We start from the raw sequence: 23,716 nt of genomic DNA on the forward strand, positions 1-23,716 counted from the left end.
CAAATGTATAATATTTGGGATGCGATTGTAATTGGTGGAGGTCAGGCCGGTCTTGCTGCGGGATATCATTTACAAAAAAGTAAATTACAATTTTTGATTTTAGAATCAGAAGAAAGGGCTGCTGGCTCATGGCCAAAGTATTATGACAGTCTCAAATTGTTTTCGCCAGCACGATTTTCATCTTTACCAGGGATGAAAATTCCAGGAGATCCTGAACGTTACCTGACAAAGTCAGAAGTTATTAGCTATCTTGAAGATTATCAAAAATATTTTAATTTACCCATAGTAAAGAATTCGAAGGTAATATCTGTAATACAAGAAAACCATTTATTTACGATACAAACCGTATCAGGTAGTAAGTATAAATCTAAAACAATCATAAATGCGACAGGATCATTCAATAATCCATTTACTCCTTCTATAAAGGGACAGGAGTTATTTGTAGGAAGAACCATACATTCAGCAGATTACCTAACACCAGAAGCTTTTACTAATCTAAGGGTTGTAGTGGTGGGTAGTAGAAATTCTGCAGTACAAATTGCAATTGAATTGGCAGATGTAAGTAATACTACGTTAGCAGTACGTCATTCGGTCAAAATAGTTAATCAAAAGTTATTTGGTAAAGACTTGCATTTTTGGCTTAGAATTATTGGTTTTGATACATTTCCATTTTGGAAGTTCGGCAAAACGGTACCTACTTCAGATTCAGTTATTGATTCAGGAAATTTTAAAGAACCATTAGATAAAGGAAAACCGGATCAAAAGCAAATGTTTACTTCTTTTTATTCAGAAGGAGTGGTCTGGGCAGATGGAACAAAAGAACCGGTGGATGCGGTCATATTTGCAACTGGATACCGAAGTAATTTTCCGTATTTATTGGAAGTGGATGCTCTTGACGCAGATGGAAACCCAATGCATGCAGGGGGTGTAAGTAGCTCTACTCCAGGACTTTATTATGTAGGAATAGAGGGGCAACGATCATTTGCATCAGCAACATTAAGAGGAGTCGGTTCTGATGCAAGTTATGTTGTTAGAAAACTTATAGATCATTTAGAAACTCATAAATAAAAAATAACAATAAGAAAAGAGGAAAAAGAAAATGACAAATTCAAATAATCTATTAATAAATGTACAAGGATGTTGTGCTCCCCAAGAAAGATCCCTTAACTCTAAGTCAGTAAGTAACAACGTAAAAGATCATCTACCAGTAGCTATTATTGGTGCCGGTCCTGTTGGTTTGGCTGCTGCAGCTCATTTAGTTAGCCGGGGGCAGAATTTTATCTTATTAGAAGGTGGCAGTCAAGTAGGTGCAAACATATTAACTTGGGGTCATATCCGATTATTTTCACCATGGCGTTATAACGTTGATAAAGTAGCAAAGAGTTTACTAGAGAAAACTAATTGGACACATCCAGAATTAGAAAAATTGCCAACAGGGAAAGAACTTGTAGAACAATATTTAGAACCACTTTCAAATCTTAGTGAAATTCAACCTTATATTCAATTAAATACAAGGGTAGTATCTATTGGTAAAAAAGATACGGATAAAATGAAAACACAGAATCGGGAAAATATCCCTTTTATTATTCATACAGAATCTAATGGATCATATAAAACTTTTGAGGCAAGAGCTGTAATTGATGCAACAGGAACCTGGGGGAATCCAAACCCAGCTGTTTCTAGTGGGGTGTGGCTTAATGATGAGAAATCACTCCATGAACAAGTATTTTACGGAATCCCCAATATATTAGAAAAAGAAAAGGAACGTTATGCTAATAAACGTGTTGCAGTTGTAGGAGGTGGACATTCAGCAATAAATACGTTATTGGATTTAGCAAAACTTAAGGAGGAGTATAATAAAACGGAAATTATATGGATAATGAGAAGGCAGCGTGTTGAAGATGCGTATGGTGGAGAAGAAAAGGATGCATTAGCTGCACGAGGTGAATTAGGAAGTCGTATCCATAGCTTAGTGGATGAACAGAAAATAAATGTAGTTACTCCTTTTAGAATCCAAGAGGTGAAAAAATCTCAGGAAGGAATAATGATTAAAGGTAATAAGAATAATGAGGAAAGCATCCTTAATGGAATTGAAGAAATAATTGTAAATGCAGGGAGCCGACCAGATTTAACTATTTTAAGAGAGATTAGAATAGCAATTGACTCAGCTACGGAAAGTGTTGAAGCATTAGCTCCACTTATCGACCCGAATGTCCACAGTTGTGGAACCGTTCGTCCACATGGAGAAAAGGAATTGCGCCAGCCCGAAAAAGATCTCTATATAGTTGGAGCGAAAAGTTATGGACGTGCCCCAACATTTCTTATGGCTACAGGATACGAACAGGTAAGATCAGTTGTAGCCTATCTTAGTGGGGATGTCGAATCCGCAGAAACAGTGGAATTGGATTTACCTGAAACTGGTGTGTGTAGTGTAAACTTTAACACGAAAAAATCTAGTTGTGAAAATACGACTTCATGTAATTAAAGTGATATAGGGAAACTCAATGTTTCCCTATAACTTATAAAGTAAAGATTATCGAGTGATGGGGGAAAATAAAATGACCATTAATCATGCGGGAACTCTGGGAAAAGAATACTTTATTTCATATATAAAATTAATTATGAATGCTTGTGGATGTTCTGTGGATGAAGCGAAAGAACAAACTTTTAAGCGCTTGTTTAATAGTCAAGAAGAAAATATGGGACGAGAAACGTACAAACAATTTTTGAATGCCTATAGGGAATTACAGGAATGACCATCATAAAAATCCCAATTTATCTATGAATTACAAAGAGAAAATTGGGATTTGTTTTTATAAAGCCACTGTTACTTGGACAAGTATTTAATGACGTGGGGCAAACAACATAATTGATACACCAACTAAACAGATGGCAGCCCCAATCCAATCATATATATCAGGTGCTTTCTTATCAATTCCCCAACCCCATAATACGGATAAAACGATAAATACCCCACCGTAAGCTGCATAAACTCTCCCGAACGAAGGAAAGGATTGAAATGTAGCAATTACACCGTATAATGCTAATGCTATCCCTCCACCTATTCCACAATAGAATGGTTTACCCTCTCTTAACCATAGCCATATAAGATAACCTCCGCCAATCTCTGCAATTCCGGCAAAATATTATTATTGCATAAATCATTAAATACACACCTTTGAATAAGAAGTAACCTACTCCTTTTTAATCGGCATATGTCAGCCGCCTTCTATACAGGTTGCTGTTGAACTTCCAACGGCAAAATTCAATTCTTGAAGAAGTAAAGCAAGTTGTTCCTCTTTAATCAATGTTTCTAAAGTTTGCTTAGTAAGAGACACGTTATATTTTTTAAAGATGTCTGTAGTAACTTCCCAGACTTCAACAATATCTTTCGGTGTCATATTCGATTGTATGACCATTTCAACATCATCCTTGCACTTTTAAAATCTATTTGCTTTTCGTATGTATACATTCTTGCACGATCCCAGTTGGTTATAATTTATTAAGGTACAATCACTAAAATAGGTTCCAAAATGGTACATAATACTATTACTAAAAAATCTAATTGTTGCTAATGCATTAATTCCTATCTGGTTTACTTATGAAAAAAATTATTTGCAATAAATATATAAGTGATTTATTATATAAGTGAATCGTTATATAAATTGTTTGTTGCATGTAATCTAAATTGGATAGTGACCGTATTCCTTAATAATACAAATATTATTATATAATTTCTATATAAATATAAGTAAATTATTATGTATTTATAACAAGAATAGGAGGTGCTCTTTATGCATAAAACACTTATCGATATTACTAATGCTGCAACAATCCTAAAATTGTTGGGAGATAAAACTCGCCTAACAATGGTTAAAATTTTAGACTCTCATGATTGTTGTGTTTGTGAATTTGTTGAAATATTTAAAACGAGTCAGCCGGCAATAAGCCAACATTTACGAAAGTTAAAAGACTTAGGCATTGTGAAAGAAACGAGAAGGGGACAGTGGATTATTTATTCTTTAAATAAAGAAAGTGAATATTATCCATTGGTACAAAATATTCTTCAACACCTTCCTAGTCAAGATTTTAAATTACAAGAACTAGAAAAACAGGGTTTACGCATCTCTTGTGAGTAATAGGGGGTTAATGTATTGACATCAGTCATTTTAGCATCAGTTATTTTTTTGATCACACTTATTTTAGTGATATGGCAGCCTAAAGGATTATCTATTGGCTGGTCTGCTTGTGGGGGAGCGATCCTCGCTTTAATTATTGGAGTTGTTGATTTTAAAGATGTAATCGATGTGACATCAATTGTATGGAATGCCACGTTAGCATTTATTGCTATCATCATTATTTCACTAATTCTTGACGAAATTGGATTCTTTGAGTGGGCAGCTCTTCATATGGCAAGGGCAGCTAGAGGAAATGGAGTACGGATGTTTATCTATGTTTCTGTACTTGGGGCATTAGTGGCAGCATTCTTTGCGAATGATGGAGCCGCACTGATTTTGACACCTATTGTATTAGCAATGGTTCGAAATCTAAAGTTTAACGAAAAAATGGTTTTTCCATTTATTATTGCGAGTGGATTTATTGCGGATACAACCTCACTACCACTAGTAGTAAGTAACTTAGTTAATATTGTATCTGCAGACTTCTTTGGGATAGGATTTGCGGAGTTTGCTTCTAGAATGATTATCCCTAATTTCTTTTCATTGGCAGCAAGTATTTTAGTTCTTTTTCTATATTTCCGTAAAAGCATACCGAAGAATTATGATATGTCACAGTTGAAAAATCCAGTGGAAGCCATTCGGGATAAAAAAATGTTCCGATTATCTTGGATTGTGTTAGGTATTCTACTTATTGGTTATTTCGCTAGTGAGTTTACAGGTATCCCTGTATCGATTATAGCCAGCATCGTCGCTATCTTTTCCCTTATCATGGCAAGGAGAAGTCATGCGGTGAATACTCGTACAGTTATCAAAGGTGCACCTTGGGCGATCGTTTTCTTCTCAATAGGTATGTATGTTGTTGTTTATGGATTAAGGAATGTTGGACTGACGAACATATTAGCCGACCTGATTCAAGTAACTGCAGATCAAGGCTTATTTGTTGCAACAGTAGGAATGGGATTCATTGCGGCTATTCTTTCTTCAATTATGAACAATATGCCAACTGTCATGATTGATGCTCTGGCAATTGCTGATACTAGTACAACTGGGGTCATTCGTGAAGCTCTAATATATGCGAATGTTATTGGTTCAGATTTGGGTCCTAAAATTACACCTATTGGCTCCCTAGCAACTTTATTGTGGCTACATGTTTTATCCCAAAAAGGGGTTAAGATATCATGGGGAACTTATTTTAAAACAGGTATTGTCCTAACCATTCCAACCTTGTTTATTACACTAGTTGGCCTATATATATGGTTGTTGATTATTCACTAACTAATAAAGGAGAAATACTTTATGTCTAAAAAAACAATCTACTTTTTATGTACAGGAAACTCTTGCAGAAGCCAAATGGCAGAAGGATGGGCTAAGAAATACTTAGGTGAGAATTGGAATGTCTATAGTGCAGGAATTGAAGCACATGGTTTAAACCCGAATGCAGTTAAAGCAATGGAGGAAGTTGATATTGATATTTCCAGTCAAACATCTGACATAATTGATCCTGAAATATTAAATAATGTTGATTTGGTGGTTACATTATGTGGGGATGCTGCTGATAAGTGTCCAATTACACCACCTCAAGTAAAACGTGAACACTGGGGCTTTGATGACCCAGCAAAAGCAGAAGGCACAGAAGAGGAAAAATGGGCTTTTTTCCAGCGTGTACGTGATGAAGTTGGGGAAAGAATCAAGCGTTTTTCTGAAACAGGAAAATAAACAATTATAAAAACCAAGAGTTATCTCTTGGTTTTTATATAACATAAATATAAGTATATGCTTATTTGATATTATGGGAGGAAATAAAATGAGAAAAGTTGAAATTTTTGATCCGGCTATGTGTTGTTCTACAGGTGTTTGTGGTCCCAGTGTAGATCCAGAGTTAACGAGAGTGGCATCAGCTATTTATTCATTAGAGAAAAAAGGCTTTAATACCAAACGATACCAACTAACAAATGACCCTGGTAAATTTGCTGAAAACAGTGAAGTAAATAATGTTTTACATGAAAAAGGACCTGATGCCTTACCAATTATCTTAGTGGACAATCAGGTTGTAAGAGTAGGACTTTTATGTCAAAAAAGTAGGTACTTTTATGTCAACCGTCATTATTTGCAAATAGTGGGGCAGCACTAATTCTCATCTTGATTTTCTAGTTTACATAATATATATTATAGGAAGTTATTGAAACAATGAAATATACAGTCTCAATCACAAAGTATACTTAAGTTAGTGAGACGAAATAAAAATTTAAGCAAATTCGTATACATAATTGAATCCTTGATAAATAATCTATGCAATCAATGTTCTGTCTATTATTTTGAATCAAATCTGTATACATAATTTACAGTGTGTGAAATAAAATTGCTTAAATATCGTATATTGGTGCAAATTTGTATTTATTAACTTCTCTATTTTCTCTACATGTATTTTTCCAAAAAAATACATTAAAACTATTAAATAAAACTCAGACCATTATTAAACTTACCTTTCATTTCATTTTCTATTCATCAAGTTATATTAGTAACGCTTCATAAGTCCTTCTGCTGTGCTACTTTTTGCTATATGTATATCATCATTTTCGGGTCTTTCCACTTCAAACACCAGTAACCCTTTGTTAATTTAAGTGAAATTTTTCACAAATATCATACAAACATTGTCATAAAGAATTAATTTATTTTTCTTGATCCTTATCCTTCGTTAATCTGATAGCAGCTGAGATTAGTCTATTTCTCAAAATGGCAACCTCTATTTTTCATCCTTAAAATCCTTCTTCAAATAGCTTGTTACCTTTTGTTTAAGTGCACTCTTTCATAGGCAGAAGACTTATAAAAACGAAAAAATTTTCATGTAGAATCTTCACTATTAATTAACAGAACAATCGTTCCCCCTCCCCGTTTTAACCAATATGGACATTTTGTCTTTAATGGTGCGATACATTATAGCCAAAAATATTTTCACACCATACTTTTTAAATATTTAATAAGCATTTAAAGGTTTAAGAATATCTTTACCGAATTCTTAATAATGTAACTATTGTGATACATATATAGAAAGGTAGCGATAAATATGGAAACACTACAAACATTTCTAAAAGAGATTAATGACCAAATGCAAGTATTATCTAAAGATGGGGCTCAGGCAAGCTGGATGGCCCAAACAACTGGAGACCCTGAGTGGGCTGCTAAATTAAGTGAAGCTGAAACCAGGTACAGTCTATTATTCTCTTCAAAAGACTCATACGAGAAAACAAAACAATTTCTAGCAACGGAAAACGTAACGGAGATCGAAAAACGTCAGCTTCAACTTTTATTAAGTGCAATGGAAGGGAATCAACTCCCTGAAGAAGTGATTGCTGATTTATCAAAACGCTCTTCCGAACTTAATTTATTATTTAACACATACACGCCTGTTGTGGATGGCAAGAAGTATTCTGCCAATGATATTCGTGAGATATTGGTTAATAGTGATGACCAAGAATTACGCAAAAAAGTATGGTTTGCAAGTAAGGAAGTTGGTAAAGTCGTAGAAAAAGGACTGCTGGAGCTTGTAAAGAAGCGCAATGAAGCTGCACAACTTCTTGGATATGATAACCATCATCAAATGGGCTTTGCTCTTCAAGAACTTGACCGTGACGAGGTTTTCGCTATTTTCAACGAACTTATTACTCAATCAGATGAAGCCTACCGCTCGATGAAGAAAGAATTAGATGAACGTTTAGCAACTAAATTTGGGATTAATCCAGAGGATATACGCCCATGGCATTATGTCGATCCCTTTTTCCAAGAGGCACCACCATCTGATTCAACCAATCTGGATCCTTTTTACAAAGGGAAGGATATTGTTCAAATCACAACAGATACATTTAATTCAATGGGAATCGAAATTGATGACCTATATGCAAAAAGTGACTTGTTCCCTAGAGAAAAGAAAAACCCAACAGCCTTTTGCACGGATATTGACCGCGAAGGTGACGTTCGTGTCCTTTGTAACTTAACAGAAGATGCGTATTGGATGGAAACGAACTTGCATGAGTTTGGCCATGCGGCTTATTTCAAATATGTAGACGCTAGCCTTCCATTCGGATTACGTACGGTCAGTCATATTTTAACAACCGAAGCGATCGCGATGCTATTTGGAAAAATGGGCAAAGACCCGCGTTGGTTAAAGCGCTTCTTACAAGTTGATGAAGCAACAGTAAATGAGCTTGCTCCAGAATTAGAAAAGTACCAACAGTTACAAATGCTTATTGGAGCAAGATGGATTATTACCTTTGTATTTTTTGAAAAAGAACTGTACGAAAATCCTGATCAAGATTTAAACGCTCTATGGTGGAAAACAGTAAATGAAGTTCAGCTAGTTACTCCTCCTGATGCAACCGATAATCCCGATTGGGCTGCAAAAATTCATTTTACACTCGCACCAATTTATTACCAAAATTATCTGCTTGGAGAATTAATGGCAGCACAGCTTCTTCGACATATTGAAACGAAAATTTCTCCTGAATTTTTCACAAAAGAAACGGGAGAAATGCTCATCAATCAATTCTTCAAACCAGCTGCCCTTTATGACTGGAATGAAAAAATTAGCCGTGTAACAGGTGAAAAATTAAACCCTGCTCACTTTGTTGATGTCTATTGCAAAGCTCAGGTAAAAAGTTAATTAGTGAAAAAAGGATAGCTTGGACTACATGGTCTAAGCTATCCTTTCCTATTATTTTGCTGAATGATTTGAAGCGCAGGGATGGTTCAAGACCTAATTTTACGCTTACCTTACACTTCAGCAAGTAATTTTTGGTCAAAGCTTTATTTTACCTTCAAAGTATCTCCCACCCTCATAATCAGATTTTTAGGTAGATATTCAATTCTACCTATAATTATTTAGAAGAGTTAGCAGGCTACAGATAATGACTTATAGTCATTGCTTCAATTACCAGAGCTGATGAATATTTATGTCATTGGCAACAAACCATTTGGCTGCGCCTTGTTCGCTGGTCAAGAAAATTAGAAATTCGCTGTCCCGCTTCCACCTCATAGCATAGAAAAAAGCGCCAAACCATGTGGGTATAGTTTGACGCTTACGTTTATCCTTGTTTATCTAACAGCCCCGTTACCTCTCATAAGCTTTTGACCTAGAAATCTAAGTGTTATTCAACAATCTAGCCCTCTAATGAATACGAGTGCTGAACCTTATTACAGAAACGCGCACGATTGTTGAATCTTCAAAAATTTAATCAATAACCCATTAACAGCCAAGTATCACCAAGAGGGTGGTGGCCATTCTCCAATTAATTGCCGAATCAGTGCTATCTGTCCAGTATGATAACTGTTATGTGCCATTAGAGTAGCTAAAATATCCCCGCGGGTCCTTTCCAATCTTAGGTCTTTCAGTTCATTTAATTCTTTTTTTGCTTGGTTTTCAGCTTCCTTTAACCCCTTACTGAATAGAAGAAGTGTGTCGCTCCATTCGGTTTCATTTAACGGAGCTGTTTCATCTGGCCATGAGTCTTCATCATGTTCTGGGTGTTCAGGCACTTTCCCTTTTAAAAAGGTAAGATAGAAATCTTGCCAGAAAATCATATGGTTAAGAACCTGCCACACTGAATATGGACAATTTGCAGGTTTCCCCCCAGCCTTCTCCCATCGTAATCCCACAAATACCTCTAAGGGGTCAACATGAGCATTTACTCCATGTAATCCGTTTTCAAAGAAATAAGATGACATAAGCATTCCCCGCTTTTAAAAATTATAAAATATTTTTCACTCAACAAAGAAACTAATTCTTTCGACCTTCCCGTTCTTTCCTTATGCATGCAATACGTTTTATAAAAGGCTAAAGAGAAGGAACATTCAGTATTTTGTTATTATAACAGATGTTCAACTATCTGGCCTGATTGCAGAATAAAAATAATAACGATCGTTTCTTAAAACTGCTGAGTTAGATAAACAAACCAAATTAAAGAGTCCACCCAAATAGAAGGGCTTTTATTGAACTATGTGATTTTGAAGAAGAGATTATTACAGGAAGGAGTATAATCAGGGACTCGAACAGGGGCATTCAAAAAAGACGCCTTCTTACTAAAAAAAGCGCCCATTAGTTGAGACATCTCTATTAAAATACTAATAAAAGTCACAGTACACAATCCAATCCTGTTTTTCTGGATTGTAGAAAAAATAGAAACTACCACCATCTACTATATTAAATTGAGCCTTAGAATCAGAACTAATCTGAAATACAAATGGGTAATCTTCTCCAAAAGAGACACCACTTTGTGTAAAAGAAGGATATCCTCCAACTTTATGAGTCGAATATATATTTTCTACAATATCTTCGTAATACTCCATACCTTGCTCTGACTCAAGTCGTAATATCGCATTTTCAATTTCGGAATCAAAGCTATCAGAATCTTCCCAAGAAGGCGTGTCATTATTTATAAATAAAGGAGTTAATGGAAAAGGTTTTATCTTCGCAGATTGTTTATTTATCTTTTGTAATTCATCTAAATTTGAATAACCATTTATCTTAAAAAACGATACTAAATTATCCTCATTCAGGTTATTAAATACATCTAAATCGATAAAAATTGTTACTAATTGATAGCTTATTAATTCTTTGGGTACATAGGGTAGTTCATTTAAAAATATTGTACAAAGGGGGTCAAAGTTGGATGGTATCATTTCTCCTTCTTTTCCCCATAAAACCTTACCAATCCAACTTTCACCTAATTCCTCTGTTGGTCGGATTCCACCTGTTTGAAAGGTTGTAGCTTGTTTAAATAATGCTTTTTTAATCTGAGGTATATTCAACAAATTCCTCTCCCTAATATATGCTTGTTTCTTATTATAGATAGCTGCCGTTATCAAATAAGTATTTTCTCTTTATTACTGGCTATCATCTGAACTATATGCATTTTCCTCATCTATAACTATACTATAAGAAATATTAAGTTTATCCGAAACCCATTCCTGAAAAAGTTTATCTATTTCTACTTTTAATAAATTATTATCCATTTCCTCGTCAATACCTAAATTTTCAAAAGTAAATGTCTCTTTCGCCTCTGTTCCTTCATATTTGGTACTTATAAATGAAAAAGTAATTGTTTTACTCACTAATGATCACCCTAATTCTTTACCTTATACAGAGAGAGTCATTCTTACTGGAAAACCCCTGTTTGTGGAAACTCCTTCACTATTTCTACAACTTCTATATTGCCGGCTACTAACGTTTCAATTAATTGTTCTTTACCAGATTTATTAGGTTTATTACTCCAATAGCTAATTGCATTTCTTTCATTTTCTTCAGCATTATCAGTTCCATCAAATACATTATACGCATCACCATCGAATACCCTACCATCTGCTCGTAATCTAACTATTTGATAAACATTTCTGCCGCTATTTATAAAAGAATTAGCCCACATTTCTGCATCTAATAAAGTTTTAGAGGTGTATAAACATGACATTCTAGAAGGATAGTTTGGATATTTTTCTTTTCTAACCTTTTCCAACGCTAACTCTCTGTATGCTCTAACCTTCCAATATTTCAAATTTGAATTTATAAATTTTGTAAAGTTATCCTTAGGCATATTTCCATCTAATATGTCTTTACAAGCCATAACCCGATGATAAACACCATTATAATGATTATTATCAAAAATTATTATTTGTCCAAGCTTCATAGGTTTTTCGGTAACTACATGATACACATAAATTTCAGCCATTATTTCTACCTTTCTTTTGTTACTTAAAAGAATAAGTACAATTGAAATTAATTGTTTTCCACACAAAAAGTATAAAAATACTAATTTGTTATGAGGAAAGTTCATCCACCATTATTCAACAATAACTATTACCATAAGGAAAGAGCATAATTCTTGCTGCTGAAATGAAGCCTTTAGTTGAAGAAGAAATGTGTAAACACGAATGGAATAATGCGGTACTTTAATTCTTGGATAAATAATATCTTGCATTAGCAAAAAATATGGTTCCAAAAAGAAACAACATGACTATAAACCTACTTGCAATAGCTGAATAATCACCTTTAAAATATAAATTTACTTAAATAATGATTGCACCTTTAAAGCAACTTCCTTAGGTTTAACATCAATAGTTGATAGTTTTTCTATCTCTACCCATATTGGAAAATATGTTCCTCTGTTTCTATTTTTATTAGTGAACTCTTCCCCCTCACCGGTACCATAGATGCCTTTAATGATTTCTGAAAGAAAAAAGTATTGTGTACCGTTAAATTCCAGTTTCGCAATGCACTCATTAATCTTAACTTCAACACCTAATTCCTCTAAGGCTTCTCTTTTTGTTGCTTCTCCAGGTGTCTCACCATCTTCAACTCCTCCACCAGGAAAAACATAATAAACAGAACCATCTCTAATTCTTTTAATTAGTCCAACCTTATTATTATCAATTAGCACAACTGAACCCCTATCTCGCATCCCTTATCCCCTTTTACCCTCACTAAATACCTAAATAAAACTTCCGCGCTACCTAAGCACAACACTTCAAACTCCTAACCATTTAATGACTGTATTTTCAAAGCATTATAGTAATTTTAATTCTCTATATCAACATTCATAGGCGTATAATATAATTTCTATTCCACTATGTGTCCTTCGCCAATCGTAAACAACGATTACTTCCTTACCAATTCTATTTTCAACTTCTTTTTGAAATATCTTTTTCGCCTCTTCTATAATTATTTTCTTCTGTTCATATTTACCAGAATTCACTTCTTTTCTTTCGTCATATACAATTGTGTAATCAACTAATTTATTAGAAATATTAATTTATATTCTCTCCCCTCTTTATTATAAAAGTCTACACATACTTATAAATTCATTAGCCTAATCTAATATTCCTTCTTTTCCTAAACTGCTCCGTTTGCCGAATAAGAAAAGGCTGCATTTTTGCAGCCTGATTTTTAAGGAACACATTTGATTAAGAACTTTAAATTATGCCTATATCATAATTACTTAAAAAGCTTTTTCTACCGACCAGCCTTTATAATTACCTATGTATTTTTTTGAATACAACGACATGAGCTCAGTTTGATAATCAATTAAAGCTAGAGCCTCGGTTTTGCTAACATTAATAATAGTAGAATCACTTTTTCTATCTTCAACAGTAACAATAAATCCTGTTAGACCTATCTCATTAACACATGCTTCAGCAAATTCATTGGGTATTTCAAGAGCGTGAGTGATTCGACATGTATTGTTCTGGTACAAGTTAATTTTTGTTTCATTTACTTTAAGTTTATTCGTTTTAAGTCTCTTTTCCTTTTCCTCAATAGTTTCAAAACAATTAAATAACCCTTCTTCAAAAGCGTGATCTATTTGTACACGATTATAGTCTAAAATCCATTTTCGGAACTTATGGTATAGAGTCGAAAGAGTATCTCTATTTAAACTAAAAACATCGCATCCACGATCATCGTACATGTGGAATAAAATCCCTTTGGTTTCATTTACAAAATATAGATTACAGTTAATCATAGGTTTTTGAGCGAAATCTCGATTGCCAATTGCTTCAATAAGATAGTCTAATCGTATATCCTTTTTATTAACCTTTAAGCTAAACTGAATGGTTCTCATTTCCGTATCCTCTTCATCGTACTCATACGGTACAGTTTTGCACTTGAGGTTATAGATTAATTTTTTATTTCTTAGAAATCGTTTTATATTAGGTAAGTCCATTCCCTTATACGCATTATCATTACTAACAGATGCAATTAACCAAATGGAATCACTCTCAGTAAATAGGAAATTGAAGATGGATTTAGCTCGATCATGCATTTCCTTGAAGTATATGTTGCCATGTAATTCCACTAGCCCTAATTCAAAACGTATCCAATTTAATGATTGTTTCATTAACTGATTATATAATTTCATTCCATCCTCTCCTTTCGATTCTCCTTATATGAACCTGACACGTTTTTGTTCAGTAAGAAAAAGCATCCCTGCCTTAAGGAATGCCCCTGTTACTTTAAGTATAAAACTTCATAAACTTCTACGTTTTAAAACGAAAAAAGCTTGTCTTGTTAATTTATTTAGTTAATAAGCACATTTTTTATATAGATTGGACAAAACCATTAAATTTGAATACTATATATTACAATCATATCCTCAGTATCAGAGTTTCCTTAACTCCCTATTTGCAGGTGCTAGTATCTTAGCATCTGCTTTATTTATTAACAATTACATATGTCGCATTACATATTTAATAATGGTGTAGGCCTAAAATTGTTTAGACAATGTCCCTAAACTTGCCGCATGAATACAGTAATAAAGAGTATTTTTAGGCGGTAGGTAAATGGAATACAATTATGAACGCCCTCAGCAACAACATCTTGCATGGCATGAGACAATGGAAATTTCATGAATTAGTTGCTTTTCAATCAATTGGTCTAATGAGATTAAAAAAAGTTTACCGTGAAATTACTAATCCTGAATTGAAAAAACTATACAGACAGGCAATTAATGGACTTAGTAAAAATATTAGCGAACTACTTCGGTTTTATCCTATGGTGCCAAAACCTGAAAGGTATGATGAAAATAGAGAAAATGATTCACCATTTTATTCAGGAGATTTGTTAGGATTAGCAAAAACTTCTGTTAGAAATTACGCTATAGCGATTACTAAAACAGCAACGCCTTCTCTAAGAAATATACTAACCCAACAGCTGCTACGAGCCATTGACACTCATGCTAATATTTATAAGTACATGTATGAAAAGGGTTATTATCCTTCATATAATTTAAATAAATTACTTAAAAACGATGTAAATATAGCTAATAAAGTACTTTCTGAACCAATATAAGATACCGGTATAACATAGAGTACCACCCATTCATTGCACAACCTTTTTATTAAACTGCTTATGAGCCTTAAAGGCTCTTTTTTACATAACTGCGTAATTATTTGGTTACCCTACCTATAGGTGTGTTCTAAGAAGCTACTAAGGTAGGAATAAATAATGAATAGATATGAAAATTTAGAATCTATAAATAGTCTAGAGATAAAAGCCTTTCAATTAGATTTAGATGGCTGGCTTAAAAATGAATTATTCACCTGGGAATGGTGGGTTCTTGTTGCATTTTTTATTTTGCCTTGGATAATATGGGCTATTTTGGCTGATAAGACTAAATTGTTGGAAAGCACCCTCTTTGGGACTTTGGTTATTATCGCAACTACTTTTCTTGATGCTGCTGGATTAGAACTAGAATTTTGGAAATACCCTGTACAACTTGTACCTATTGCACCAAAAGCGATAGCTTTTGATATGTCAATGGTTCCAGTTGCCTTTATGTTGTTACATCAATATTTTGTAAACAGGAAGTCTTTCATCATTGCTTTACTAATAACCTCGGCCATTTATGCTTTCATAGGTGAACCTTTATCAAATTGGCTGGGGCTTGTCCAATATGATAAATGGAAATACATTTATTCATTTTTTTATTATGTGATTATAGGTCTCATAATTAGATGGTTAATAATAAAGTTAAAAAAGCTTCAAAACGGCTAATTTAGATGTATTATCAACAGTGCTATTCAAAACACATCTATCATTGAATAAAATATCTCAAATTCAAGACGGTGAATACATGCGAAAGGCTATTGAAAATATAATGAAATGGTTATCCTCGCAAACATTGCAAATATTATATCGCTGCAATCGTAGGACAAATCCAAACTGAATATTTGATAAAAAAATTAACAAAAATACAGATAAAAAAATTCAATAAACCTTAACATAGTATTCAAAAAAGCACGTCCATTTATTTTGCTTAATGTATCTTCAGTAAAAAATTGCTTAATGTATATAGTGAAAAAAACACATTTTAAATTTAACCCGGACAAGACAAGTTCAATAATCTTAAATACTTTATGTTGAAGTGTACTCTACAATCTGGCCCAATTACAGAAAAAAGTACAATTCTTCTTAAAGAATTGCGCCCGATTGTTGTAGCTCCTTCTATCTGTTAAGTGTTTAACTATATTTATTTACCTAATTATCCATTTACTATGTCCTCGTAGTATTTATATCCTGATTGACTGATTGAAAAAGTACTTAATAAAAATTCATTAATTTACAAGCTTTCTCATAATCAATTCAATTGGACCTCTTTTAAATTTCTTTCTCCAAATTATAGAAAATAAAATACTCCCTGCAAAAAACAAGATGGAAAATATCAGTGAAAATCCAAGTGTTTGATTTACCAATCTTTTTAATAAAACCAATATCCCAATACCAACAAATACGTGACTTACATAATGAGTTAACGTTAGTTGACCAGTCTTAACGAAGGCATTTATTAACCAATTCCCAGAGAAATTCCTAGTAACATAAATGGAGATTGTTATTACAAGTACAGCTGAACAAGCATTTGATATTAGATAGAATAGATTTGGAGGAATGGGTCCTGTCTGAAATAAAAAAGTTGCACTTTCTATATCTAATAATCTTAGAGAGGTTTGGAGAAGGATTCTAGAGATGAATTCAGAAATTATTAAAAGCATCAAGGAGAATATTCCCATTTTTTTAATAATAATCTTATTTGTCAAATCGAGTCTGCCTATAATCATACCAATTAAAAAGAAACAGATCCAAGGAAATATAGGATGATATCCATTAAACAATAAATTTCTTAAAAATCCTTCGATAGTCCAAAAGTCTGTATATTCTATAAATGGCTTATCGAGATCCCAACCATTTAAATAGTTACTTGTAACCTGCATAATTTGTGCAACTAGGCCAAAAAGGGAACAAATGATTATAATAATTTTGTTAGAAGCGGCAATTAAAAATGAAGCGATAAACATATATACACCGTAATAATGTAGAATATCTCCAGTCCAACCTACTGCATATAAAACCATACCTAATAAAAATAGAAAAGCAGATCTTTTCCAGATATTTTTCTTGTTCTTCCTTATTAAATCTGAATCTCCATTTCTAGCTTTCCTCGTCATTAAGGATATACCAATTCCAGCCAGCAAAACAAAAGCAGCAGATGCTCTGCCTTGAAAAAGTTCTGTAAACCATATTAACCACCCTGATCCATTACCCTCAGCTCCAACTATTACCTGATAGTTAACAACGAACATTCCAAATAATGCTAATGCTCTTGCAAAGTCCAGTCCCTCGATCCGCTCAATTGTGATTTGGTGTTTAGCCATTTCTTACCCCTTTAAGAACACTTTTCACGGCTTCTTCCCATATCCCCTTGTAATCTAATTCAAGCCCTGTCAGTATAAAATTACCGATATTATCTATAACCATTACAAGCATATTCGATTTTGATTCTACATTTTCTCCATTAACAACACCAATTTTAACACCATGATTCATTAACCTACTAAAGTTTTCAAAATAGCCCCTCTGTATTTTATTTAATTGATTCATGTATTTCTCTTTCCTCGTTGCTAATAAAATGTACTCATTAAATATTTTATTAAAATAAACATCCTTTTCCTGTTCTTCGATCATTTGAAATCCAATGTTAAGCAAAAACTGTTCAAAGTTATTAACTGTCAAATCATCAACAGTTAATGTATATTGTTTTATTATTTCTTTGCAAATTTCTTCAAATAGAAAATCAATTAGTTTTTCTTTCGAGTCGAAGTAATAATAAATAGCTGGCTTTGAAATCCCTACTTCTTTAGCGATCATGGCTAAACTCGTTTTATCAAATCCATTTTCTGCGAACATCTTATAAGCTGTTTCTACAATAAGACCATATGTTGCTTCCTTATTTCTCATATTATCACCCCATTATTTACTTACCGGTCGGTAAATAAATGATAACATGAGTTATAGATAAATTAAACCATTTATTTCTAGGAATCTTTTTATATTCCGGATTTTTGAATTCCATGGAACAATAAACCGGATGGAAATGAGCTAGCCGGATACATATTATTAATAGTTACATCATATTGATTCCCCTTAGAGCTTTACCTGTAATAATCTGCTCTAAACAATGAAAATGACTTGAGAAAAGCATGGGGATTCTATATTTGTGTTTATGAATACTGGTAATTTATCAAGCATATTTTCATCAATTTCAGTTTCGGAAAATAATGAAAACGATCCAGAGTTTGACGAGTAACCTTGCCCGCACATCTTATTTTAGTTCCTAATTCAATACTGGGTTACCATTCAATACATTTTTGTCTTGTGCCCACCTAAACAAGGATTTTATTCCCAAGATAGAGTTTTTATGAATCGGTAGTTATTTCAACAAGAGATAGATCACCGAAATTCCGGATTAACAATTTTAGGCTCTTAAAGTCTGAGTTGAATATCCTTAGATCTGTTTATCAGCTTTATATAAATTCCAGGCTTCAGATAGTATCATCCTACTACTCTCCCCATCTATTAATATCAGTAAAGACAAATAGAAAATTTAGATATTATCATGGATATCAAGTATTAGCTGGCTAATAATGCATGCTCGGCCCACTACTCATTAGTTCCGTTGTTCACCCACGCAGGAAATCTTCAATCTGTTTCCGTACTACCGCTTGGGGGATTAGTTGGATATGTTCACCTTTATCGTTGCAGGTAAAAATTCCTTTGAAAACTTCAGGCATGGCATCGTACTGTTTCTCTAATTGTTCATTAAATTTTTTGAAACAGTCATAAGGATATTTTTCCAGCAGGTAGGGCATCAAAAAAGCTGACCGCAAGATTTCATATTCCTGATAATTATATGGTGTACTCTCGGGACGCTTTTTTAAGATTTCCAACATTTTATTCATTAAAACAGCAACCTCTTCTTGGCTTGCAAAGGCAGCATATCCTCTAATGGCAGTAAGCCGCATATCCAAATATCGTTCTTTTTTGTATGCTTTTAGAAAAAAGTCCTTTCCGTCCTCTGGCAAGTCAAATATCAATTGCTTTAATAGGGCATTACGTTTAGCAATATCCTTTGTATTAAAGTATGTTTCGTCCATATATCTCATCTCCATATACGATCTGTGGGGTAACAACTTATTTTTCAGAGAGATTTAGTAAATCTTTCCACATAGTTATCGATTCTTAATGACAAATTTCTCTCCAAATATCATTAGCCCATCTTATTTCTAACATATTCTGTTTTGTTGATTCCTTATTTTTTCCAAAGTATTTCTCCTTTTAATTTTAGGTTAAATATATTATTTTCGATATTAAGGTTATTAAGACCTCTATCTAATTGCACTAAAGCACGTTAGCTCCAGTACATTGTTTCACAAACCCACACCGATAGTAACGTAAACTTCCCTCTTGGTTTAGATGTGTTGTTCCATTAGATGGCCCTATACACGAAAAGAGACGCGTTCCTGGACAAACTCGCCATTTATTCACCAAATTTAAGCTTCTATATTATAATAGAGCGTTAAAGCAACTAAAATAAATGAAGGAAATTTAGACAAGGGTCGTAAGTTTGTTTAATCGATTAACAAGGGTTTCTCGCCATTCGTTAGCCAATTCGTGAACATCTAACACTCTTTTTATTCCTTCAATATCCTTTGTCCTATGAAAGTATATCTCATTTCCATATAGAATAGACACTTGTTTTGGGTGTGACTCTAATAATGTAATTACGGAATCTTTTCGAACAATTCCATCTTCTAAAACTCTACACAAATATCCTGTATAACCAGTTTGCACCATCCTTTTTAGAAGAGAAGGATTGTTAGTTCTCTTCGTAATCGTGCTGCATGGAATTCTTCCTTGAGTTATTTGTATAACAGCATCTCCAAGACGAAAAATGTCCCCAATACAAATATCTTTTTCCAACATATTTGTTAGAGTTAAATTCTCACCAAAAGTGGAAGATGGTAAAGAATTCTTGAATTCTTTCTCCCAAAGTAAATAATGTTCGGATATACACATACAGCACGGTCGGGACCTCCGTGATACCGTAAGTCCGCAACTCCATCTCCATGAAATCCATCTTTTGTTAAGAATGCTTCTTCAATTGTTTGTTTACATATTCCGGTATCTATTTCTTTATCATTCCCATACTTCATTTTTTGGGGTAAGCCTATTGAAAAATTTTTCAGTTCAATGATTTTACTATTTTCCATTATGTATGTACCTACCTTCTACTATTAGTTGCAGCTGATTTTATTAACTTGCACAATTAGTTTATACAGCCGTTCATAATATCATCTATACTTTAACTTAAAACATCAAGTTTTCGTTAAAGGTGTAGTTCCATTATCTAACACTTACCAAAAGACGAGTTGCTAATTAAACGCGGCTATTTGTTGGAGATTATAAATACAAGTCTTGTTATACTTCCGCACCCGTTGATTAAGAGGAACATTACTAATCAATCAAATGTTCCTTTTCACATTTGAATCTATAATTAATAATGAAACTAATATTATAAGGCTTATTCGCAAGTATAATTGCACCTTTCCTACTTACCCATTCCTGCAAATCCCCTGATTACTTGCGTTACTATACCTTAATTTACAAGATACCAATGGAGAAACATATCTTTCTTTGTTAAACTAACCCTAAATACTTAGTAAGGAAAGCAATAGATACATAGGTAAATAGAACTACAGTACATAAGGCTGAACCCCCAACATTTGTTAGTTTGACATTATTATACGTATCTTAACATAAATTACCTTTATGTTATCAACTTGATTTGCTAATAAAGTATCTTTTAATTTTGTTAACAAAACTTCATTTTATACATATTCGATTCACCCATATGCAGACTGCCTTCTTTCGAGATGTGTCACATTTCGTCAAACGTGAAAATCACAAACAAAAGGATCCTTACTGACTCCTTTTGTTCTGCGAACATTAAAAAAACCCCTTTTGGGGATTATATTATTTTGCGATCTTCAATACCTTGGTTATAAATGTTCAATGTTACAGCAAGATCAATTGCTGTGCTTTCAATCCTTTCAACTATTTATTCTTCTGCTTTGCAACTTGCATAGCGCCGATGATAAGCATGATTATCCCTATTACTACTAGAATAATCCGAACGAAGAATGGACTCAATGAAAACACAGTTTCACCTTGCAAGTGCAATCCGAACAACCTTTCATTCAGCCCCACAATTGCCAATATTGGCTTAAGAAACAAACTTAGCGCTATTAATACTATTCCACAAATAATATTGCTATTCATTAATTCATAACCTCTTTTCCAATTAAGATAAATGAAGATTAGTTCCCAATAAAACAATCTATCATTGCCTTTCTGGAATTTTATCCGATATTATCAATGTTTGCTTGATAGTATTCGCAACAGGTCTATAATTCTCTGTAATAAAAAAGTGTCTACCATCTACCGTATGAAAAGTAGCTGCCCCACCTGCATAATATCTCTGCTCGCACATGTCATACATTCCAGCACTTAGGTCGTTGCGACCATTTATAATTGTAAAATCAGCATGCACTATCGGAAAGAATAAATCAAGCAACTCTTAATTTTCAATTGTTTCATGCGTATTGCCCCATAATTCATAACCACATGCAAAAATTGCTCGTCTGACAATCGATGAATTGAAGTTTGGTTATGCATTATTTACAATGCCTTACATTTGCTAAAAAAATATGCTGCGGTTAATGAACACCGTTTCGAATAATCGCTGTTTGAAGCAACATTGCTTGCTATCGTAGTACAACCCTATAAGCTCCGTTTTATTGAACAAAAGCTCCCTTTAACGGAATAGATCTTTATATTTTTGATCATAAAATTCTTCTTTTATTAAAACACTGTTCAGTTTAAAATCTCACTTAATTTTTCCCTTGATTTCTTGTTTTTAATTTTATATACACCAAACCTTGTATCACTTTCGAACATGTCAACATCAGGACCAAAGTCTTTCCAAATCCTAATAACTTCAGTAGTTCCATCTTCATACATTAAAATTAATTTATAGGTTTCGTGATAAACCTTCTTATATGCAATCTTATAGTGTTTCCCCTTGTTTAATATCTTGGTTATTTGCTTGATTCTATTCTTTTCATTAATTATGATTACTTCGCCAAAACTGCCATTAGTATAATTATATTTCTGGTATTCTATCTTAGCGATATTAGAAAAGTCATTTGTAAACATAAAAATAATTACAAAAAAAATAATGATTAATAAAATCGCAACTCCAATAACCTTTTTCATTCACATCCTCCCTCTTTATAAGACGTTTATGCAATTTATTTTTCTCAGCAATTTCATGAGTTTGTTTATTAACTATTATGATATGTTAATATAAGTATACTTATTTACATCTCCATACAATATTAATATAAATATCCAATATTTGTTAAAGGGTGTTATTCAGTAATCTGTCCCCATTTTTGTATAAAACTAATGACGATTATTTAACTAGCCGTCGCGTTCCTTGTTGGCGCCATCATGCTGTATGTTCTGCGGAATAAATTGCAACCGGATTTAGATGAATTAGTACAGTAGAAATCTTAAACACAGACACCAAGGTGAAATAAACATGATTCATTTTAACTCTTCGCCTTGTTAAAGGGATTGTAAATCATTTTCACAATCTAGTGCGAAACATATAGAAAGAGCACAGTTCTTGCTGCTGAATTGTGCTCTTTCCAATTAATCAAGTTCAATGAAATAATGATTCTTACGGTAAGACATTGCCTCCATGGTAGCGATTAGATTATCCTCATGAAAAACCTCAACTCGATAGAATCCTGTACGAAATTTTCGATTTATCTCTATTGCACGAGCTACTAGCTTGTCCCCAGGTTTGGCAGACTCCATAAACTGGATAGTCGTATTTACTCCTAGCGATGTCTTTCCATATGCATTGCATGCAGCAGAAAAGGCATGATCGGGTAAAGCATAGATAACTGCCCCGTGAACAGTTCCATTTGCATTTACCCATATGGCTTTTAACATCTATTGCAGCCTCACAAATCCAGCCTCAAATTTTATTAACTATGCCCAATGACTGAGCATACGGGTCGTTCTTAACTTGCTCGTAAATTTGTTCATAGTAGTTTTCATAAATTTGATTCCCGTCAATTTTCTTCTTCACAATTATCTACCCCTTTAAATTTTAATTCTATCGAGCCTATTGGTTCCCGTTAACGAGTAATTTTTAGGATTCTTTTCTGTAATTAAAAATTTCCTATTTTATTATTTTTATGAATATCTTCCGTTCCTGCCTCCAATGCGGTTTTGTAATATTTGCATTTATGGTTGATAAGCTCCATTGTCCCATTTAGTTCTTCCAATAGTGCTTCTACAGCCGCTTTTCGTTCCAAGAACATATCATATCTTTGCTGCAGCGTGGAATCCCCATCAGAGCACCAATCAATAAATTTTTTAATTTCCTTAATAGGCATTCCTGTAGATTTTAGACATTCAATTACTTTTAAAGCTTCTATATCGGATTCTTGAAATAATCGTGTGCCGTTAGATGATCGCTCTACAAAAGGCATGAGGCCCTCTTTATCATAGTAACGCAAAGTGTATACTGTAAGATTTAACTTTTTTGCAACTTCACTAATCGAATAGCTCATCTTCATTTATCTCCTTT

At 33.4% G+C, this 23,716-nt stretch carries 24 protein-coding genes and 2 pseudogenes; 10 read left to right on the plus strand and 16 right to left on the minus strand.

Annotated features, from left to right (window positions below):
- The first annotated feature begins 3 nt into the window (after nt 1-3).
- The 3 genes from ASU02_RS08875 (at nt 4) to ASU02_RS08885 (ending at nt 2,756) form a co-directional block, all read left to right on the plus strand.
- Nucleotides 4-1,068: a flavin-containing monooxygenase gene (locus ASU02_RS08875; RefSeq protein WP_057763067.1), complete on the plus strand. Its 1,065-nt coding sequence runs from the start codon at nt 4-6 to the stop codon at nt 1,066-1,068.
- Between the two features lie 31 nt (nt 1,069-1,099).
- Nucleotides 1,100-2,485 (plus strand): NAD(P)-binding domain-containing protein, encoded by a 1,386-nt coding sequence (locus tag ASU02_RS08880; RefSeq protein ID WP_057763068.1) that lies wholly within the window; start codon nt 1,100-1,102, stop codon nt 2,483-2,485.
- A gap of 73 nt (nt 2,486-2,558) precedes the next feature.
- Complete coding sequence (locus ASU02_RS08885) at nt 2,559-2,756, plus strand: hypothetical protein (RefSeq protein WP_057763069.1); 198 nt, start codon at nt 2,559-2,561, stop codon at nt 2,754-2,756.
- Between the two features lie 87 nt (nt 2,757-2,843).
- Here ASU02_RS08885 and ASU02_RS25755 read toward each other — a convergent pair whose 3' ends face one another.
- Both ASU02_RS25755 and ASU02_RS08890 read right to left on the minus strand, forming a co-directional pair.
- Nucleotides 2,844-3,134, minus strand: a complete 291-nt coding sequence (locus ASU02_RS25755; protein WP_165571642.1) for a YnfA family protein — start codon at nt 3,132-3,134, stop codon at nt 2,844-2,846.
- An 84-nt stretch (nt 3,135-3,218) separates the two neighbouring features.
- The gene (locus tag ASU02_RS08890; RefSeq protein ID WP_057763070.1) at nt 3,219-3,419 is read right to left on the minus strand and encodes a hypothetical protein; all 201 of its coding nucleotides are present in this window, start codon (nt 3,417-3,419) and stop codon (nt 3,219-3,221) included.
- Nucleotides 3,420-3,794: 375 nt separating this feature from the next.
- Between ASU02_RS08890 and ASU02_RS08895 the strand changes: the two genes are divergently transcribed.
- From ASU02_RS08895 to ASU02_RS08915, 5 genes are all read left to right on the plus strand, one after another.
- Nucleotides 3,795-4,139, plus strand: coding sequence for an ArsR/SmtB family transcription factor (locus ASU02_RS08895; protein WP_057763071.1), 345 nt, complete (start codon nt 3,795-3,797; stop codon nt 4,137-4,139).
- A 15-nt stretch (nt 4,140-4,154) separates the two neighbouring features.
- On the plus strand, nt 4,155-5,453 hold the full coding sequence (locus ASU02_RS08900; RefSeq protein WP_057763072.1) for an arsenic transporter: 1,299 nt from the start codon (nt 4,155-4,157) through the stop codon (nt 5,451-5,453).
- Nucleotides 5,454-5,474: 21 nt separating this feature from the next.
- Entirely contained in the window at nt 5,475-5,894 is a 420-nt protein-coding gene (gene arsC, locus ASU02_RS08905; RefSeq protein WP_057763073.1) for an arsenate reductase (thioredoxin), read from the plus strand.
- Between the two features lie 88 nt (nt 5,895-5,982).
- Entirely contained in the window at nt 5,983-6,309 is a 327-nt protein-coding gene (arsD, locus tag ASU02_RS08910) for an arsenite efflux transporter metallochaperone ArsD (protein WP_057763074.1), read from the plus strand.
- 933 nt (nt 6,310-7,242) lie between these two features.
- Complete coding sequence (locus ASU02_RS08915; protein WP_057763075.1) at nt 7,243-8,835, plus strand: M2 family metallopeptidase; 1,593 nt, start codon at nt 7,243-7,245, stop codon at nt 8,833-8,835.
- A 596-nt stretch (nt 8,836-9,431) separates the two neighbouring features.
- Here ASU02_RS08915 and ASU02_RS08920 read toward each other — a convergent pair.
- The 6 genes from ASU02_RS08920 to ASU02_RS08945 all read right to left on the minus strand — a co-directional run bounded on the left by ASU02_RS08920 (nt 9,432) and on the right by ASU02_RS08945 (nt 14,077).
- The gene (locus ASU02_RS08920) at nt 9,432-9,896 is read right to left on the minus strand and encodes a DinB family protein (protein WP_057763076.1); all 465 of its coding nucleotides are present in this window, start codon (nt 9,894-9,896) and stop codon (nt 9,432-9,434) included.
- A 396-nt stretch (nt 9,897-10,292) separates the two neighbouring features.
- Nucleotides 10,293-10,979 (minus strand): DUF1963 domain-containing protein, encoded by a 687-nt coding sequence (locus ASU02_RS08925; protein WP_057763077.1) that lies wholly within the window; start codon nt 10,977-10,979, stop codon nt 10,293-10,295.
- Nucleotides 10,980-11,054: 75 nt separating this feature from the next.
- On the minus strand, nt 11,055-11,282 hold the full coding sequence (locus ASU02_RS08930; protein WP_057763078.1) for a hypothetical protein: 228 nt from the start codon (nt 11,280-11,282) through the stop codon (nt 11,055-11,057).
- A 44-nt stretch (nt 11,283-11,326) separates the two neighbouring features.
- Nucleotides 11,327-11,893: a DUF2441 domain-containing protein gene (locus ASU02_RS08935; RefSeq protein ID WP_157684503.1), complete on the minus strand. Its 567-nt coding sequence runs from the start codon at nt 11,891-11,893 to the stop codon at nt 11,327-11,329.
- A 333-nt stretch (nt 11,894-12,226) separates the two neighbouring features.
- Nucleotides 12,227-12,622, minus strand: a complete 396-nt coding sequence (locus tag ASU02_RS08940; RefSeq protein WP_057763080.1) for an NUDIX hydrolase — start codon at nt 12,620-12,622, stop codon at nt 12,227-12,229.
- A gap of 537 nt (nt 12,623-13,159) precedes the next feature.
- On the minus strand, nt 13,160-14,077 hold the full coding sequence (locus ASU02_RS08945) for a DUF3885 domain-containing protein (protein ID WP_057763081.1): 918 nt from the start codon (nt 14,075-14,077) through the stop codon (nt 13,160-13,162).
- Between the two features lie 421 nt (nt 14,078-14,498).
- Here ASU02_RS08945 and ASU02_RS08950 point away from each other — a divergent pair.
- Both ASU02_RS08950 and ASU02_RS08955 read left to right on the plus strand, forming a co-directional pair.
- Nucleotides 14,499-15,006 (plus strand): annotated as a pseudogene (locus ASU02_RS08950) (spore coat protein).
- Between the two features lie 156 nt (nt 15,007-15,162).
- Complete coding sequence (locus ASU02_RS08955) at nt 15,163-15,711, plus strand: CBO0543 family protein (RefSeq protein ID WP_057763082.1); 549 nt, start codon at nt 15,163-15,165, stop codon at nt 15,709-15,711.
- Nucleotides 15,712-16,271: 560 nt separating this feature from the next.
- On the opposite strand, the gene ASU02_RS08960 is transcribed toward ASU02_RS08955, so the two are convergent.
- The 8 genes and pseudogenes from ASU02_RS08960 to ASU02_RS09000 form a co-directional block, all read right to left on the minus strand.
- The gene (locus ASU02_RS08960; protein ID WP_057763083.1) at nt 16,272-17,366 is read right to left on the minus strand and encodes a DUF418 domain-containing protein; all 1,095 of its coding nucleotides are present in this window, start codon (nt 17,364-17,366) and stop codon (nt 16,272-16,274) included.
- Entirely contained in the window at nt 17,359-17,949 is a 591-nt protein-coding gene (locus tag ASU02_RS08965; RefSeq protein ID WP_057763084.1) for a TetR/AcrR family transcriptional regulator, read from the minus strand. The genes ASU02_RS08960 and ASU02_RS08965 overlap by 8 nt, the downstream gene beginning before the upstream one ends.
- A 722-nt stretch (nt 17,950-18,671) precedes the next feature.
- Nucleotides 18,672-19,145: a hypothetical protein gene (locus ASU02_RS08970; protein WP_057763085.1), complete on the minus strand. Its 474-nt coding sequence runs from the start codon at nt 19,143-19,145 to the stop codon at nt 18,672-18,674.
- Nucleotides 19,146-19,596: 451 nt separating this feature from the next.
- Nucleotides 19,597-20,261: pseudogene (locus tag ASU02_RS08975) on the minus strand (MOSC domain-containing protein).
- Nucleotides 20,262-21,105: 844 nt separating this feature from the next.
- Nucleotides 21,106-21,330 (minus strand): hypothetical protein, encoded by a 225-nt coding sequence (locus ASU02_RS08980; protein WP_057763086.1) that lies wholly within the window; start codon nt 21,328-21,330, stop codon nt 21,106-21,108.
- Between the two features lie 594 nt (nt 21,331-21,924).
- Complete coding sequence (locus ASU02_RS08990; RefSeq protein WP_057763088.1) at nt 21,925-22,326, minus strand: hypothetical protein; 402 nt, start codon at nt 22,324-22,326, stop codon at nt 21,925-21,927.
- Between the two features lie 441 nt (nt 22,327-22,767).
- A complete protein-coding gene (locus ASU02_RS08995) occupies nt 22,768-23,073 on the minus strand; it encodes a hotdog domain-containing protein (protein ID WP_232426212.1) in 306 nt (101 codons plus the stop codon).
- 221 nt (nt 23,074-23,294) lie between these two features.
- Nucleotides 23,295-23,699 carry a MerR family transcriptional regulator gene (locus ASU02_RS09000; protein ID WP_408607262.1) on the minus strand — a complete coding sequence of 135 codons (405 nt, stop codon included), beginning with the start codon at nt 23,697-23,699 and terminating at the stop codon, nt 23,295-23,297.
- Nucleotides 23,700-23,716 lie beyond the last annotated feature (17 nt).

It is taken from the genome of Cytobacillus praedii, assembly GCF_001439605.1.
GTDB classification, from domain to species: domain Bacteria; phylum Bacillota; class Bacilli; order Bacillales; family Cytobacillaceae; genus Cytobacillus; species Cytobacillus praedii.

Coding starts and splice junctions, on each gene's coding strand:
- ASU02_RS08875 (WP_057763067.1), top strand. CDS start 4: ATGTATAATATTTGGGATGCGATTGTAATTGGTGGAGGTCAGGCCGGT.
- ASU02_RS08880 (WP_057763068.1), top strand. CDS start 1,100: ATGACAAATTCAAATAATCTATTAATAAATGTACAAGGATGTTGTGCT.
- ASU02_RS08885 (WP_057763069.1), top strand. CDS start 2,559: ATGACCATTAATCATGCGGGAACTCTGGGAAAAGAATACTTTATTTCA.
- ASU02_RS08890 (WP_057763070.1), bottom strand. CDS start 3,419: ATGGTCATACAATCGAATATGACACCGAAAGATATTGTTGAAGTCTGG.
- ASU02_RS08895 (WP_057763071.1), top strand. CDS start 3,795: ATGCATAAAACACTTATCGATATTACTAATGCTGCAACAATCCTAAAA.
- arsC (WP_057763073.1), top strand. CDS start 5,475: ATGTCTAAAAAAACAATCTACTTTTTATGTACAGGAAACTCTTGCAGA.
- arsD (WP_057763074.1), top strand. CDS start 5,983: ATGAGAAAAGTTGAAATTTTTGATCCGGCTATGTGTTGTTCTACAGGT.
- ASU02_RS08915 (WP_057763075.1), top strand. CDS start 7,243: ATGGAAACACTACAAACATTTCTAAAAGAGATTAATGACCAAATGCAA.
- ASU02_RS08920 (WP_057763076.1), bottom strand. CDS start 9,896: ATGTCATCTTATTTCTTTGAAAACGGATTACATGGAGTAAATGCTCAT.
- ASU02_RS08935 (WP_157684503.1), bottom strand. CDS start 11,893: ATGGCTGAAATTTATGTGTATCATGTAGTTACCGAAAAACCTATGAAG.
- ASU02_RS08940 (WP_057763080.1), bottom strand. CDS start 12,622: ATGCGAGATAGGGGTTCAGTTGTGCTAATTGATAATAATAAGGTTGGA.
- ASU02_RS08945 (WP_057763081.1), bottom strand. CDS start 14,077: ATGAAATTATATAATCAGTTAATGAAACAATCATTAAATTGGATACGT.
- ASU02_RS08955 (WP_057763082.1), top strand. CDS start 15,163: ATGAATAGATATGAAAATTTAGAATCTATAAATAGTCTAGAGATAAAA.
- ASU02_RS08960 (WP_057763083.1), bottom strand. CDS start 17,366: ATGGCTAAACACCAAATCACAATTGAGCGGATCGAGGGACTGGACTTT.
- ASU02_RS08965 (WP_057763084.1), bottom strand. CDS start 17,949: ATGAGAAATAAGGAAGCAACATATGGTCTTATTGTAGAAACAGCTTAT.
- ASU02_RS08970 (WP_057763085.1), bottom strand. CDS start 19,145: ATGGACGAAACATACTTTAATACAAAGGATATTGCTAAACGTAATGCC.
- ASU02_RS08980 (WP_057763086.1), bottom strand. CDS start 21,330: ATGAATAGCAATATTATTTGTGGAATAGTATTAATAGCGCTAAGTTTG.
- ASU02_RS08990 (WP_057763088.1), bottom strand. CDS start 22,326: ATGAAAAAGGTTATTGGAGTTGCGATTTTATTAATCATTATTTTTTTT.
- ASU02_RS08995 (WP_232426212.1), bottom strand. CDS start 23,073: ATGTTAAAAGCCATATGGGTAAATGCAAATGGAACTGTTCACGGGGCA.
- ASU02_RS09000 (WP_408607262.1), bottom strand. CDS start 23,699: ATGAGCTATTCGATTAGTGAAGTTGCAAAAAAGTTAAATCTTACAGTA.